Consider the following 13,771-nt stretch of genomic DNA (forward strand, 5'->3'; position numbering starts at 1 on the left):
TACGTGTCGTTCACACAATGATTGGAAAACAGAAACCCAATCTTAATGGACGCAAGCCGCAAACGCCCGCGATCGTGTGCTGCGTCACTTGGATCGTGCAAGTGAACTGAAACAGGCCGTGCCACGAGGCACGGCCCGAATCCATGGAGCGGACGACGAGATTCGAACTCGCGACATCAACCTTGGGAAGGTTGCGCTCTACCAACTGAGCTACGTCCGCAGGTGCGACCAGGATGTTACCCCACACACCCAGCCAGGTGTGAAACCGGTTCACGAAAGTCGCGTCATCTGGGGATAGCGGGCCGAGAGCCCGTCGCCGGCGGGGCCGCGGAGCATGCGGCGTACGGCCCAGGGGAGTGCTCGGGCGGCCAGCCGCCGGACCTCGCGGATGGGCCCGCCGATGCTCGGCTCCTCGATGACGACCAGGGGTTTCGGGGTGGGGAGGTGGTGGCGTACGCCGAGGGTGTCGAGGACCTTGATCGCCATCAGCTGATGGCCGGGGGCACCCAGGAAGCCGTGGCCGTCCCAGTAGCCCGCATCGTCGTACTCGGTCATCCGCCAGAAGTCGACCAGCGTCGCCCCGCGCCGCTGCGCGATCTCGCGGACGGCTTCGTTGTAGACCGCGAACCGCCCACGGAGCAGGCGCCCGACGGTCGATGCCCGTGCACCGTAGGCGGTGAAGACCACCACCTTCGCGCCGCTGTCGACGAGCTGCCCGATCGCCGACTCGTAGGTCACGAGCAGGGCGTCGATGTCGACGTGCGGCCACATCAGGTCGACCGATCCGCCGTAGATCGTCACCACGTCCGGCTCGAGCGCGATCGCCGCTGCGACCTGCTCCTTGACGATCCGGTCGATCCCGCGGCCGCGGACGGCGAGGTTGGCGTAGGTGAACTCGGGGGTCCGCTCTGCCATCACCTCGGCGACCCGATCGGCCCAGCCGCGTACGCCGTTCGGACGACGGGCGTCGGCGTCACCGACGCCCTCGGTGAATGAGTCGCCCAGCGCGACGTACCGGCGATATCCGCCGGGGATCAGCGCATCCAGTGCCATGGCCCCGATTCAACCCGTTTTGCCCCGGGACGTACGACTCTGTCGCGGAATCTGTGACGGATGAGGCAGGGGAGATTCCCGGGACGCCGCAGGAGGGGTACGCAGCGACCGGCTGCGTTAGGTTTGGCTCGTGCTGCTCAGCGACAAGGACATCCTGACCGAGATCAACGACGGAAGGATCGTCATCGACCCCTGGGACGAGTCGATGCTGCAGCCGTCGTCCGTCGACGTACGCCTGGACCGGTTCTTCCGGGTCTTCGACAACCACAAGTACGCCACGATCGACCCGGCCGTGGACCAGTCGGAGCTCACCCGGCAGATCGAGACCGAGGGGGATGAGCCGTTCATCCTGCACCCGGGCGAGTTCGTGCTCGGGTCGACGTACGAGACCGTGAGCCTGCCCGACGACATCGCGGCGCGTGTGGAAGGCAAGAGCTCACTCGGGCGTCTCGGGCTGCTCACCCATGCCACCGCCGGCTTCGTCGACCCGGGCTTCTCCGGTCACGTGACACTCGAGCTGGCCAACGTCGCAACCCTGCCGATCAAGCTCTACCCGGGGATGAAGATCGGTCAGTACTGCTTCTTCAGGCTCACCTCGCCGGCTCAGAACCCCTACGGCAGCGAGAAGTACGGGAGCCGCTACCAGGGCCAGCGCGGCCCGACCGCCTCGCGCAGCTTCCAGAGCTTCCACCGCACCAAGATCTGAGCGGCCGGTGGGAGAGGTCTTCGCGGGGCGCTACGAGCTGCTGGAGCCCATCGCGGAGGGAGGGATGGGCGCGGTCTGGCAGGTCCAGGACCGTCGCGAGGGCGACGTCAAGGCCGCCAAGCTGCTGCGTCAGCGTGACGCCGCCTCCTTGCTCCGGTTCATCCGCGAGCAGGCCACCCGGATCCACCATCCGCACGTCGTGACCCCGCTCGGCTGGGCCGGCGAGGACGACAACGTGCTGTTCACGATGCCGCTGCTGCGCGGTGGCTCTGTCGCCATGCTGCTGGGCGACTACGGCGCGCTCTCCGAGCAGTGGGTCGTCGCGATCCTCGACCAGACGCTGTCGGGTCTCGAGGCGGTGCACGCCGCCGGTGTGGTGCACCGCGACGTCAAGCCCGGCAACCTGCTGCTGGAGGTGACCGGCGCGGGTGTCCCGCACGTGCGGCTCTCCGACTTCGGGGTGGCCGTGCCCGCTGACCAGCCGCGGCTCACCGAGGCGAACGTGATGATCGGTACGCCGGGTTACATGGCGCCTGATCAGGGCTTCGACCCCGACCCTCGCGACGATCTCTACGCCACCGCGGTCACCGGTCTGCACCTGCTGACTGGGACGAGGCCGCCGCACGATGCTGCGTACGTGCCACCGACTCCGCTGGGGCGGCTGCTGCTGCGCGCGGTCGGAGATGATCGCGCCGCCCGGCCGCAGTCCGCGGGGGAGTTCCGGCAGCTGCTCGCCCGGGCCGTGCCCGCACGGCCGTGGGAGCCGGGCGAGATCGAGGTCCTGGACCAGTACGCCACCGGGCGCATGTCGCCTCCGCCGCCTCCACCTCCGCCGACGCCTCGGGACACTCGGGAGAAGACCGCGGTCCGGCGTACGAAACAGCACGACGACCGGCCGATGTGGCCGATCGTCGTGCTGGTGCTCGCCGGGGTCCTGCTGCTGGCGGGCAGCGCGTTCCTGTTGAGCTAGGCGCGTCGCCTCCGGATCAGCAGCACGGCCGCCGCCGCGAGCGCGGCGATCCCGAGCCCGGCACCGCCGATGCCGGCGACCAGCTTGACGGTGTCGCCGGAGACCTTGGTGCCGTCCTCGTCGGTGCCGGTCCCGTTGCTCGCCCCGTTCTTGCCGGAGCCACCCGAGCCGTCCGGGTCATCGACGCCGTCGGCCGAGTTCAGGTTGAGGTCGGCGGTCGGCGGGGTGAGCCCGGAGACCTTCTCGTAGTCGGGCTCGCCGGCACCGTCCTCGCCGACGGTCTTGATGGTGAGCGTGTAGGGCACGTTGATGTTCTCGTCGAGGCCGTACTGAACCCGGACGTAGTGGACGCCCGGCAGCCCGGTCGAGGCCTCCGCATCGGCGTTGTCGAAGCGGTTGCGGTAGGCGATGACGTTGGACAGGGTGCCGGTGCGCCAGGCGTCCGGGCAGTTCTGGAGCAGGCCCGAGTCGCACCAGGTCTGCGGCGCCTTGCTGCCTAGGTCGACCGTGGCCTGGCCGCCGAGGGGACCGATGACGTCGAGCTCGACGCCGGCTCCGACTCCCCACTCGCCGCGGATCGCGTCGGTCATCTTGGCGTCGAACTGGGCCTGGAGGTGCTGGCCCCAGCCGACGGGGACACCGATGACCTGGTTCTCACCGGGGTTGATGTCGAAGGAGTAGGTGCCGTCCTCGAGGATCGGCGCGTTGGCGATCGCGCTGCCCGGGACGATGTTGCTCGTCGGCTCGACCGGCGTCATGTCCGTCCACGTCGGCTCCTCGGTCTGCGGAGGCAGGGCGTCGAGCGCGGCCGCACTGACCGGCGGCTCCTCGTAGACCATCAGCTGGACCGGCTTGCCGGCGATCGCACCGGTGTCGCCGCGGCCGGACGCGGTGCCCAGGACCAGCTCGTCGGCCGTGTTGCACAGCTCCTCCGGGTCCGTGTCCGCGCTGTGGGTGGAGCCGAAGATCAGCCGGTTGCCGTCGCCGTACGTCGTCGACTGGACCACCGTCCAGCGGCATCGGCTGAGCTCGCCGTTCTCGTCCTCGACGCTGATCTCGGGGCTCAGGTTGCTGACGAGATCCTCGGACTCACCCTCGAAGATCAGGCCGAGGTGCACGGTGGAGCCCGAGGCGGTGCGCTTGAAGCGGTAGTAGCGCTTGTCGCGGGTCTGGATGGTGTCCAGATACTGCCCCGCCTTCACGAGCGGTGCGCCGGCCGGGTCGGGGGTGCCCTTCACCGGGCTGCCGGTGAACTCGAACGGCCGCAGCGCCCGCTGTGAGGCGCCCGAGATCGACTCGCCGATGCCCTCGGCGTCGTCGGCGTCGTAGTAGGTGCCGTTGCCCTTCTCGGCGATGCACTCCAGCTGCCTGCGGGCCTTGCCCGAGACGGAGAGGCCGACGACGTCGATCTGCAGGTCGATGCCCTGCTCGGCGATCGCCTGCGCTGCCGGACACGGGTCGCCACAGGTCGACTCGCCGTCGGAGACGAGGACGATCGACCGCTTGCCCTCGGCCCCGATGTCCTCGGCGGCGCGCTCCAGGGCGACCGGGATCGGCGTCTCGCCATAGGGCTTGTATCCGCTCACCGCCGACCTCAGGTCGTCGCGGTTGTCGGTGCCGGGTTCGACGACCAGCTGGGTGTCCTCGCAGGCGCCCTTCTGCTTGCGGCCGAACACCTTCGCGCCGAACACCCGCATGCCCACGTCAGCACTCTCGGGGAGGTCGTCGATCACGGTGTCGAGCGCCTGCTTGGCAGCCTGGATCTTCGTGCTGCCTCCGCCGGCCGGCTCCTTCATCGAGCCGGAGGAGTCGAGCACCAGGATCATCCGGCCGTACGTCCCCTGGGTCTGCTCCTCGGTGGCGGCAGCGGGGGCGACGCCGATGCCGGCCACGGCTACAGTGAGGAGCCCGGCGAGGCCGGTGGCGATGACACGTCCTGTTCGCATGGGCAGCACCCTAGATTCACTAACGTATACGCCGCAAGTACGTTTGCAAACGTCTTGTCTACTTGTGTAGATTGCCGGCATGGGCGTCGAGGAGAACATCCGGCAGCAGCGGGAGCTGTACGGGGAGCCGCTCGGTGAGCTGGTGCGGCGTGCGACCGCGCCGCTCGGTCTCACCCAGGCGACGACCGCCAAGGTGCTCGGTCTGAGCCCGGCGATGCTGTCGCACCTGATGACCGGACAGCGGGTCAAGATCGCCAACCCGATCGCGCTGGGGCGCCTGCACGCGCTGATCGACCTCGGTGCCGAGGCGGGTGGCCTCACCACCTCCCAGATCAACGAGCGGCTCGACGAGATCCGTGAGCTCTCCTCGGAGCTGACCACCGGCTCCCGGGCAGCGGCCGTCGAGGGCGGTGCGGCGGTGCGCGGCGTACTGCGCGCGGTGGCCTCGGGCCGCGAGCTCCAGCAGGCTGTCGACGCCCTGCGCGAGGTCGCCCCCGGCCTGGCCGAGGTGCTCCAGATCTACGGCTCCGGGACCGACGAGGAGATGCGCGCTCATTTCGCCTCCGTCCGTCATCTGCTCTGAGAAAAGGGGTTGTCGGTGGTCGCGGCTAGGGTCGGGTGGATGAGTGAAGCACCATTCCTGGCCCCCGACGGCCAGACGCGTTGTGCGTGGGCCGGCGGGGCGCCGGAGTTCCTCGGCTACCACGACACCGAGTGGGGATTTCCGGCCGGCGGTGACGTACGGCTCTTCGAGAAGATCTGCCTGGAAGGATTCCAGAGCGGGCTGTCGTGGCGCACGATCCTGAACAAGCGGCCCGCGTTCCGTGAGGTCTTCGCCGACTTCGACTTCCACAAGGTGGCCGAGTTCGACGAGGGTGACGTCGAGCGCCTCCTGCAGGACGCGAGGATCATCCGTCACCGCGGCAAGATCGAGGCGGCGATCAACAACGCCCGCCGCGCGGTCGAGCTCGTCGAGGAGCGTGGGTCGCTGGCTGCGTACGTCTGGGGGTTCGAGCCGGAGCCGCTCAAGGTCCCGGAGGTGGTGGCCACCTCCGCCGCCTCGATCAGCCTCTCCAAGGACCTCAAGAAGCGCGGCTGGAAGTTCGTCGGGCCGACGACGATGTACGCCTTCATGCAGTCGATGGGGATCGTCAACGACCACTCGCTCGACTGCGTGATCCGGGATCGGGTCGAGGCCGAACGGGCGGCTTTCGTCAGGCCCTGACCGTCCACTGCGTCGTCCCAAACCCTGGGGGCCGATATCTCGTGGAAACCAGAATGTGTTTAGGCTGTCCTAACTAAGCATTGCCTAACCCGAGGTGGTTCCCCACGTGATCCGTCGTCCCGTACTCATCGCAGTGAGCACCGCGCTTGCTGTCTCCGGCCTGGCTGCCTGCAGCACGGGCTCCACCGATTCCGCCGACTCCGGCCAGGAGTCGACCTCGAAGGCCGACTCGGGCGCCTTCCCGGTGACCATCGAGCACGCCTTCGGTGAGGCCAAGATCGAGAAGGAGCCGAAGCGCATCGCCGTCGTCGGTGTCAACGACGCCGACATGCTCCTCTCCCTGGGCGTCGTGCCCGTCAGCATCCCCAAGGTCACCTGGGGCGGCGACGAGGACGGCACCACGCCTTGGTTCGACGAGAAGCTCGAGGAGCTCGACGCCGACATGCCGGCGATCCTCGACCAGACCGACGCCATCCCGGTCGACGAGGTCGCCAAGCAGACCCCCGACCTGATCCTGGCGACCTACTCGGGCATCACCGAGGAGGAGTACAAGAAGCTCTCCGAGATCGCGCCGGTCGTCGCCTACCCGGACCAGCCGTGGGCGACCGCGTGGGAGGACTCCCTCGACATGGTCGGCAAGGCGACCGGCCGCAACGAGCTGGCCGACGAGGTCGAGGCCGACACCCAGAAGCTCTACGAGGACGTCAAGAAGGACACCCCGGAGATCCAGGGCAAGACCTTCATCTGGGCCGCGCTGTCGACCGCCGACCTCTCCCAGATCCCGTTCTACACGACCGAGGACGCCCGCCCGGACTTCCTCTCCGACCTGGGCATGAAGAACGCGCCGGTCGTCGAGGAGAACACCAAGAAGGGCGAGTTCTTCGCCCAGGTCTCCGCGGAGAAGGCCAGCGAGCTCGAGTCCGACTTCCTGTTCACCTACGCGGTGGAGGACGCGGACGCCGAGACGTACGCCAAGGACAAGCTGATCGGCCAGATCCCCGCGATCAAGGCCGGCCACATGTGGGCCTCGACCGACAACGTCGCCTCGCTCGCCGCAGGCACCCCGACGCCGCTGTCGGTGCCCTACGCCATCGATGAGTTCGTCCCGGGCATCGTCAAGGCACTCGAGGGTCAGTGACCCTCACGACGACGCTCAACCGAGCCCCGGCCGCGGATCCGCGCGGCCGGGGCCGGTCGTCGATGGTGCGGGTCGTGATCCTGCTCGCCGGTGTCCTCCTGGTCGCCGTCGTCGCCTCGATGCTCATCGGTGCGAAGCTCGTCTCCCCGCTCGATCTGTGGCGTGAGGGCAGCGTCGGTCAGGGCATCCTGGAGACCCGGATGCCGCGTACGGTCCTCGGGCTGATGGTCGGCGCCGCGCTGGCGCTCTCCGGTGCCTGTCTGCAGGGTCTGACCCGCAACCCGCTGGCCGATCCGGGGCTCCTCGGGCTCAACTCCGGGGCCACGTTCGCGATGGTTCTGGCGGTCTCGGTCTTCGGCATCGGCTCACTCAACGCCTACCTCTGGTTCGGCTTCGCCGGTGCCGCGGCCGCCGCGATTCTCGTGCACACGGTCGCCTCCTTCGGCACCGGTGGCGCGACGCCGGCCAAGCTCGTCCTCGCCGGTGCCGCGCTCGCCGCCGGGGTCACCTCGTGGACAACCGCCGTCCTGCTCACCGACAAGGCCACCTTCGACGTGATCCGGCTGTGGCAGGTCGGCACCATCGGCGGCCGTGGCTGGGACATCGTCCTGACCGGGCTGCCCTTCCTCGCCGTCGGTGCGCTGCTGACCCTGGGTGGCGCCCGCACGCTCGACACGCTCGCACTCGGCGACGACCTCGCGCGCGGGCTCGGACGGCGCACCGGCATCGACCGCGCCGTCATCGGCCTCGGCGTCGTGCTCCTCACCGGCACCGCCACCGCGCTGTGCGGGCCGATCGGTTTCGTCGGTCTGATCGTCCCCCACATGGTCCGGGTCATGGTCGGCTCGGCCTACACCCGCGTGCTTCCTCTCTCGGCGGGCTTCGGTGCCGCCCTCACCCTCCTGGCGGACGTGGTCGGCCGGGTCATCTGGCCGCCCTCGGAGATCCAGGTGGGTGTGATGGCGGCCGTCGTCGGCGTACCCGTCTTCGTCTTCTTCCTGCGCCGTGGACGGATGGCTGGCCTATGAGTGTCCAGTCGATCAACCCCACAGCAGTCGTACGCAGCGCCCGGCGCATCCCGCAGCGGCGGCTCGCCCTGGTCACCGGTGGCATGGGCGCGGCCCTGTTCGGGCTGTTCGCACTCCGTGTGCTCGGCGGCGACTACATCATCACGCTGCCGGACTTCTTCCGGATCCTCGGCGGCGAGGAGATCCCCGGCGCGACCTTCATCCTGATGGAGTCGAAGCTGCCGCGGGCGGTCCTGGGCGTGCTGGCCGGAGTCGCCTTCGGCACCGCCGGCGCGATCTTCCAGTCGACCCTGCGCAACCCGCTCGCCAGCCCCGACATGCTCGGCATCTCGCTCGGGGCGAGCGCGTCGGCCGTCTTCGCGATCGTGGTCCTCTCGCTGAACGGCTCGGCGCTCTCGGTGGCCGGGACCATCGGTGCGTTGCTCACCGCCGTCGTGATCCGGCTGGTGGCCGGCAGCGACGGTGGCTATCGGCTTGTGCTCGTCGGCGTCACCGCCGCCGCGGGCCTGGTCGCGGTGATCCAGTACCTCTTCACCCGCGCCAACGAGTCCGACGCCCAGCTCGCGCTGCGCTGGATGACCGGCAGCCTCAACGCGGCCGCCTGGCCGACGATCCGGATCCTGCTCGTCGCCCTGGTGATCCTGCTGCCGCTGGTCGCCTGGACGGTGAAGTCGCAGCGCGTGCTCGAGCTCGGTCCGGACGTCGCCAACGCTCTCGGCGTCACCCATCGCTATGCCGACCTGCTGCTCCTCCTCGCCGTGCTGCTGTGTGCGCTGGCGGTCGCCGCGACCGGCCCGGTCGCGTTCGTCGCCTTTGTGGCCGGGCCGATCGCCCGGGTCCTCAACGGCGGGCGTACGACGATCCTCGGCGCCGCGCTGGTCGGTGCCGTCGTGATGGTCGGGGCCGACTACGTCGCGGCCTACGGATTCTCAGGCACCAACCTCCCGGTCGGTGTCGTCACCGGTGCGTTCGGGGCGCCGTTCCTGTTGTGGTTGCTCGCCAGCGGGCGGGCTGGAAGGCGATGACATGAAAGAGGCCCAGATGAGACTCGCTGCGGAGAGTGTGAGCCTCGGCTACGGCGCTGATCCCATCGTCGACGAGGTCTCGCTGGAGATCCCCGACGGCCTGACCACCGTGATCGTCGGTGCCAACGGCTGCGGGAAGTCGACCCTGCTGCGTGGGATGGCGCGGCTGCTCAGGCCCATCTCCGGGCAGGTGGTCCTGGACGGCAAGGCGGTCCACAAGCAGCCCACCCGCGCGGTGGCCAAGACGCTCGCCCTGATGCCGCAGTCGCCGATCGCGCCCGAGGGGATCACCGTCGTCGACCTGGTCGGCCGCGGTCGCCAGCCCCACCGGGGCGCGCTGCAGCGCTGGTCGCCCGAGGACGACGCGGCGGTCGCCGAGGCGCTCGAGCTGACCAACACGCTCGACCTCGCCGATCGGATCGTCGATGAGCTCTCCGGTGGCCAGCGGCAGCGGGTCTGGGTGGCGATGGCGCTCGCCCAGCAGACCGACCTGCTGCTCCTCGACGAGCCGACCACGTTCCTCGACGTCGCTCACCAGATCGACCTCCTCGACCTGCTCCACGGGCTGCGCTCGTCGCGCGGCACCACCGTCGTGATGGTGCTCCACGACCTCAACCTGGCCGCCCGCTACGCCGACCACCTGATCGCGATGAGCGGCGGAAAGGTCGCCGCCACCGGCACGCCCGCCGAGGTGGTCACCGCCGACCGCGTCGAGCAGGTCTTCGGCCTGGAGTCCCAGGTCATCGTCGACCCCGTCTCGGGCACGCCGATGGTCGTCCCCATCGGACGTCACCATCGACCCACCGCTCACCCCCACGCACAAGGAGCCTGACATGCCCATCCTCGCCCGCGTCTCGGTGCGCTCCGTCGAGCGCCTCTCCCCGTCCTTCGCCCGGATCGAGCTGGCCGGCGATGACCTGGCCGACTTCGGCAACGACGGCCCGACCCTCGACCAGCGCATCAAGCTCCTCTTCCCGGCCACGCCGGGCGTGCTGCCCGAGCTCTCGGCCGAGGACTGGTACACCGAATGGCTCGCCCTGCCCGAGGACGAGCGTCCGCGGATGCGCACCTACACGATCCGCTCGGTCGAGGGGGACGGCATCGAGAAGCGTCTGTACGTCGACTTCGTGCTGCACCCCGGCGCGCACGGTCCCGGCTCCGACTGGGCCGGCGCGGCCAAGCCGGGCGACGAGATCCTGGTCGCCGGGCCCAAGCTCGGAGAACCCTACGGCGGGATCGAGTGGCTTCCCGGTGACGCGACCCGACTGCTCCTGGTCGGCGACGAGACCGCCGTCCCGGCGATCGTCTCGATCCTCGAGTCGTTGCCGGCGGACGCCACCGGATCGGCCTTCCTGGAGGTGCCGGTCGCTGATGACGTACAGAAGGTTTCTGCGCCTGAGGGGCTGCAGGTCAGCTGGCTGCCGCGCGAGGGCGCGCCCGTGGGCGGACCGGCCCTGGCCGCCGTCGGTGGACTGCTCGGCTTCGAGGCGACGCCCGAGGACGTGACCTCGGTCGAGGTCGAGGACCCCGACCTGTGGGAGACCCCGGACTACTCGTCCTCGGGCGAGGCGGTCGCCGGCCCCGACGGCTCCACGAACGGTGCTGAGAACGGTGCTGAGAACGGTGCTGAGAACGGTGAGGACGGGCGGTACGCCTGGATCGCCGGAGAGTCCCGGATGGTCACCGCGCTGCGCCGTCATCTGGTCAACGAGCTCGAGATGCCGCGCAAGCAGGTCGCCTTCATGGGCTACTGGCGAGAAGGCGTGTCGATGAAGGGATGACCCAGCGTGTTTTTGAGGCGTACGCGTGGTTAAGTTTGGTGCGCCCAATCAAATAGAAGGGTCTCGGAATGCAAGCAAGCATCCTGGCCGCGGACACCCTGATCCAGGCCAACGCGGTCGACTATCTCCTGATCGCGATCTACTTCGCGTTCGTTCTCGGCATCGGCTTCCTGGCCAGCCGCGGCATGTCGAGCTCGGTCGACTTCTTCCTCTCGGGTAGGTCCCTGCCCGCGTGGGTCACCGGTCTCGCCTTCATCTCAGCAAACCTCGGCGCGGTCGAGATCATGGGGATGTCGGCAACGGGGGCGCAGGTCGGGCTCCCCACCGTCCACTACTTCTGGATCGGCGCCGTCCCGGCCATGCTGTTCCTGGGCGTCGTGATGATGCCCTTCTACTACGGCTCGAAGGTGCGCTCGGTCCCCGAGTTCATGAAGCGCCGTTTCGGCACCGGTGCCCACCTGGTCAACGCGCTCTCGTTCGCGGTGGCGCAGCTGCTCATCGCCGGCATCAACCTCTACCTGCTCGGCTCCATCGTGCACGCGCTGCTCGGCTGGCCGCTGTGGGTGGCTCTGATCGTCGCCGCGGTGATCGTGCTGTCCTACATCACCCTCGGTGGTCTGAAGGCCGCGATCTACAACGAGGTGCTGCAGTTCTTCGTGATCGTCGCCGGGCTGCTGCCACTGACCATCCTGGGCCTCCACCGGGTGGGCGGCTGGGACGGCCTGACCTCGCAGATCGAGAGGGCCGCGGCCGCCAACCCCGACACCATCGCGCCGGCGGCCGACCAGCTCAACTCCTGGCCCGGCACCGCCCTGACCGGCTTCTCCTCCGACTTCCTCTCGGTCGTCGGCATCGTGTTCGGTCTCGGCTTCGTGCTCTCCTTCGGCTACTGGACGACCAACTTCGTCGAGGTCCAGCGAGCGATGGCCGCCGACTCGATCAGCGCGGCTCGCAAGACGCCGATCATCGGTGCGTTCCCGAAGATGTTCATCCCGTTCATCACCATCCTTCCCGGCATGATCGCGGCAGTCCTGGTCACCGAGATCGCCCAGACGAAGGCGGGGGAGTCGGTCGCCGGCGGTGCTTCGGGTGAGGGCGTGACCTACAACGACTCGCTGCTCTATCTGATGGCGGAGGTGCTGCCCAACGGTCTGCTCGGCCTGGCGATCACCGGTCTGCTGGCAGCGTTCATGGCCGGTATGGCGGCCAACGTCTCCGCGTTCAACACGGTGGTGTCCTTCGACATCATCCAGGAGTACATCATCAAGGACCGCCCCGACGACTTCTACGTGAAGCTCGGCCGCTGGGCGACCGTCGCGGCGACCGCCATCGCGATCTTCACCGCTGTCCTGGCGTCCAGCTTCTCCAACATCATGGACTACCTGCAGACCCTGTTCGGGTTCTTCAACGCGCCGCTGTTCGCGACGTTCATCCTGGGTATGTTCTGGAAGCGGATGACCGCGACCGCCGGTTGGGCGGGTCTCGTCTCCGGCACCTTGGCGGCGGTGGGCGTCGGCATCCTCGCCGACGGCACGCTCGGCGGACTTTCCGTCGGCGTCCTGCCGCTGTCCGGTCAGGGTGCGTCGTTCGTCGCTGCCGGTGTGGCCTTCGGCGTCGACATCATCGTCAGCGTGCTCGTCTCGCTGGTGACCGCGCCGAAGCCGGAAGGCTCTCTGAAGGGTCTGGTCTACTCCGAGACCCCGAGGGAGGACCTGGTGGATCCCGAGGACGCCGGTCGCCCGTGGTGGCAGCGCCCGGTGCCCCTGGCGGGTCTCGCGCTGGTCATGGTCACCATCCTGAACGCGATCTTCTGAGGAGACTGAGATGCCTAGCGAATCGAAACCAGCCAAGACCAACAAGGGGCTGCTCGGCACGCTGCTGTCGCTCTTCGACATCCGCAACGTGATCGGGTCCCTGCTCGCGGTCTACGGCGTCATCCTGCTGCTGATGGGCCTGTTCGGCGACCCCGAGGTCGACAAGACCGGGGGGCCCAACGCCAACCTCTGGGCGGGCATCGCCCTGCTCATCGTTGGGGCCGCCTTCATCGCCTGGGGTGTGCTCCGGCCGGTCGTGCCGGACGCTCCACACCCCAGCAAGGAGAAGTAGGCCTCCCTCCTCGGGCTCAGAGCCCGATGAGGGTGATGTCACCACTCACGGTGGTGGTGCGGAGCTCGACGTAGGGCTCACCCGCGGCCGGTGCGCCAGCGCTCTCGACAGTGCTGGTGCACCGGCCGGTCACCGTGTTGACGTCGGTCCAGACCGGGGTGCCGTTCGGGATCCCGATGCGTACGTCGGACGAGGCTCCCTTCACCGAGATCCGCCCCGCGCTGACCGAGTGGATCGCGAAGTCGCCCGCGCCGGTCGAGTGGTTCACGTCGCCCTCCACCTCGTCGATCTCCACGGTGCCGGAGCCGGTCTTGGTCTGCAGGTCGTGGACCGTACCGATCCGGATGTCGCCGGATCCGGACTTGATCGAGGCGCGCCCGTCGAGGGTGTCCGCCTCGACGTCCCCCGAGCCGGACTCGACCTGGAACTCCTCGCTGACCCGGTCGATCCGAATGTCACCCGACCCGGTCTGGAGCCACGCTGCCCGCAGGACGCCCTGGGTGGCGATGTCGGCGGTCCCGGTGCGGGCTCGCAGCTGGCTGCGGGCGGGGACCGTCACGCTGATGTCGTAGCGCCGCGAGCGGCTGAACGGGCCTTTGTGCGGGTCGATGATGTTGATCGTGTCGCCGCTCTGCTCGACGACCAGACTCTCGGCGTCGTCGCCGTCGATCTCGACGACGGTCTCGTTGGTGTCGGTCGCTTGGACCTCGAGATTGCCCTTGCCGAACTCGACGAACAGCTTGGCGGGGGCGGTGGACATGAAGGTGTACGTGCTCATGATGGTGCTCCTCAG

Annotated in this window: 14 protein-coding genes and 1 tRNA gene; 11 read left to right on the forward strand and 4 right to left on the reverse strand. The window is 68.8% G+C overall.

Going from position 1 to position 13,771, the window contains the following annotated elements; all coding sequences use genetic code 11:
- Positions 1 to 144: 144 nt before the first annotated feature.
- Together ABZY89_RS08870 and ABZY89_RS08875 are read right to left on the reverse strand one after the other, a co-directional pair.
- Positions 145 to 220 (reverse strand) — tRNA-Gly (locus tag ABZY89_RS08870).
- A gap of 50 nt (positions 221 to 270) precedes the next feature.
- The gene (locus tag ABZY89_RS08875) at positions 271 to 1,053 is read right to left on the reverse strand and encodes an SGNH/GDSL hydrolase family protein (RefSeq protein ID WP_355226405.1); all 783 of its coding nucleotides are present in this window, start codon (positions 1,051 to 1,053) and stop codon (positions 271 to 273) included.
- 130 nt (positions 1,054 to 1,183) lie between these two features.
- On the opposite strand from ABZY89_RS08875, the gene dcd reads away from it, so the two are divergent.
- Positions 1,184 to 1,759 (forward strand): dCTP deaminase, encoded by a 576-nt coding sequence (dcd, locus tag ABZY89_RS08880; protein ID WP_045547715.1) that lies wholly within the window; start codon positions 1,184 to 1,186, stop codon positions 1,757 to 1,759.
- A gap of 7 nt (positions 1,760 to 1,766) precedes the next feature.
- Positions 1,767 to 2,729, forward strand: coding sequence for a serine/threonine-protein kinase (locus ABZY89_RS08885; protein WP_355226408.1), 963 nt, complete (start codon positions 1,767 to 1,769; stop codon positions 2,727 to 2,729).
- Here ABZY89_RS08885 and ABZY89_RS08890 read toward each other — a convergent pair.
- Complete coding sequence (locus ABZY89_RS08890; protein WP_355226410.1) at positions 2,726 to 4,675, reverse strand: VWA domain-containing protein; 1,950 nt, start codon at positions 4,673 to 4,675, stop codon at positions 2,726 to 2,728. The genes ABZY89_RS08885 and ABZY89_RS08890 overlap by 4 nt on opposite strands.
- Positions 4,676 to 4,754: 79 nt before the next feature.
- Between ABZY89_RS08890 and ABZY89_RS08895 the strand changes: the two genes are divergently transcribed.
- From ABZY89_RS08895 to ABZY89_RS08935, 9 genes are all read left to right on the forward strand, one after another.
- Complete coding sequence (locus tag ABZY89_RS08895) at positions 4,755 to 5,258, forward strand: DNA-binding protein (RefSeq protein WP_355226411.1); 504 nt, start codon at positions 4,755 to 4,757, stop codon at positions 5,256 to 5,258.
- A 39-nt stretch (positions 5,259 to 5,297) separates the two neighbouring features.
- Positions 5,298 to 5,900 carry a DNA-3-methyladenine glycosylase I gene (locus ABZY89_RS08900; protein WP_355226413.1) on the forward strand — a complete coding sequence of 201 codons (603 nt, stop codon included), beginning with the start codon at positions 5,298 to 5,300 and terminating at the stop codon, positions 5,898 to 5,900.
- 106 nt (positions 5,901 to 6,006) lie between these two features.
- Positions 6,007 to 7,038: an iron-siderophore ABC transporter substrate-binding protein gene (locus tag ABZY89_RS08905; RefSeq protein WP_355226415.1), complete on the forward strand. Its 1,032-nt coding sequence runs from the start codon at positions 6,007 to 6,009 to the stop codon at positions 7,036 to 7,038.
- Complete coding sequence (locus ABZY89_RS08910; RefSeq protein ID WP_355226417.1) at positions 7,035 to 8,066, forward strand: iron ABC transporter permease; 1,032 nt, start codon at positions 7,035 to 7,037, stop codon at positions 8,064 to 8,066. Before ABZY89_RS08905 ends, ABZY89_RS08910 begins: the two co-directional genes overlap by 4 nt.
- Positions 8,063 to 9,091, forward strand: a complete 1,029-nt coding sequence (locus tag ABZY89_RS08915; RefSeq protein WP_355226419.1) for an iron chelate uptake ABC transporter family permease subunit — start codon at positions 8,063 to 8,065, stop codon at positions 9,089 to 9,091. Before ABZY89_RS08910 ends, ABZY89_RS08915 begins: the two co-directional genes overlap by 4 nt.
- Positions 9,092 to 9,107: 16 nt before the next feature.
- The gene (locus ABZY89_RS08920) at positions 9,108 to 9,923 is read left to right on the forward strand and encodes an ABC transporter ATP-binding protein (RefSeq protein WP_355226421.1); all 816 of its coding nucleotides are present in this window, start codon (positions 9,108 to 9,110) and stop codon (positions 9,921 to 9,923) included.
- A gap of 1 nt (position 9,924) precedes the next feature.
- The gene (locus ABZY89_RS08925) at positions 9,925 to 10,872 is read left to right on the forward strand and encodes a siderophore-interacting protein (protein ID WP_355226423.1); all 948 of its coding nucleotides are present in this window, start codon (positions 9,925 to 9,927) and stop codon (positions 10,870 to 10,872) included.
- 83 nt (positions 10,873 to 10,955) lie between these two features.
- The gene (locus ABZY89_RS08930; RefSeq protein WP_355226579.1) at positions 10,956 to 12,686 is read left to right on the forward strand and encodes a sodium:solute symporter family protein; all 1,731 of its coding nucleotides are present in this window, start codon (positions 10,956 to 10,958) and stop codon (positions 12,684 to 12,686) included.
- 10 nt (positions 12,687 to 12,696) lie between these two features.
- The gene (locus ABZY89_RS08935; RefSeq protein WP_355226425.1) at positions 12,697 to 12,978 is read left to right on the forward strand and encodes a hypothetical protein; all 282 of its coding nucleotides are present in this window, start codon (positions 12,697 to 12,699) and stop codon (positions 12,976 to 12,978) included.
- 16 nt (positions 12,979 to 12,994) lie between these two features.
- Here ABZY89_RS08935 and ABZY89_RS08940 read toward each other — a convergent pair whose 3' ends face one another.
- Positions 12,995 to 13,756: a DUF4097 family beta strand repeat-containing protein gene (locus ABZY89_RS08940; RefSeq protein WP_355226426.1), complete on the reverse strand. Its 762-nt coding sequence runs from the start codon at positions 13,754 to 13,756 to the stop codon at positions 12,995 to 12,997.
- Positions 13,757 to 13,771: the final 15 nt, after the last annotated feature.

The sequence above is a fragment of the Nocardioides sp. NPDC006303 genome (genome assembly GCF_040613175.1).
GTDB lineage: Bacteria > Actinomycetota > Actinomycetes > Propionibacteriales > Nocardioidaceae > Nocardioides.

Coding starts and splice junctions, on each gene's coding strand:
- ABZY89_RS08875 (WP_355226405.1), bottom strand. CDS start 1,053: ATGGCACTGGATGCGCTGATCCCCGGCGGATATCGCCGGTACGTCGCG.
- ABZY89_RS08890 (WP_355226410.1), bottom strand. CDS start 4,675: ATGCGAACAGGACGTGTCATCGCCACCGGCCTCGCCGGGCTCCTCACT.
- ABZY89_RS08895 (WP_355226411.1), top strand. CDS start 4,755: ATGGGCGTCGAGGAGAACATCCGGCAGCAGCGGGAGCTGTACGGGGAG.
- ABZY89_RS08900 (WP_355226413.1), top strand. CDS start 5,298: ATGAGTGAAGCACCATTCCTGGCCCCCGACGGCCAGACGCGTTGTGCG.
- ABZY89_RS08915 (WP_355226419.1), top strand. CDS start 8,063: ATGAGTGTCCAGTCGATCAACCCCACAGCAGTCGTACGCAGCGCCCGG.
- ABZY89_RS08920 (WP_355226421.1), top strand. CDS start 9,108: ATGAGACTCGCTGCGGAGAGTGTGAGCCTCGGCTACGGCGCTGATCCC.
- ABZY89_RS08925 (WP_355226423.1), top strand. CDS start 9,925: ATGCCCATCCTCGCCCGCGTCTCGGTGCGCTCCGTCGAGCGCCTCTCC.
- ABZY89_RS08935 (WP_355226425.1), top strand. CDS start 12,697: ATGCCTAGCGAATCGAAACCAGCCAAGACCAACAAGGGGCTGCTCGGC.
- ABZY89_RS08940 (WP_355226426.1), bottom strand. CDS start 13,756: ATGAGCACGTACACCTTCATGTCCACCGCCCCCGCCAAGCTGTTCGTC.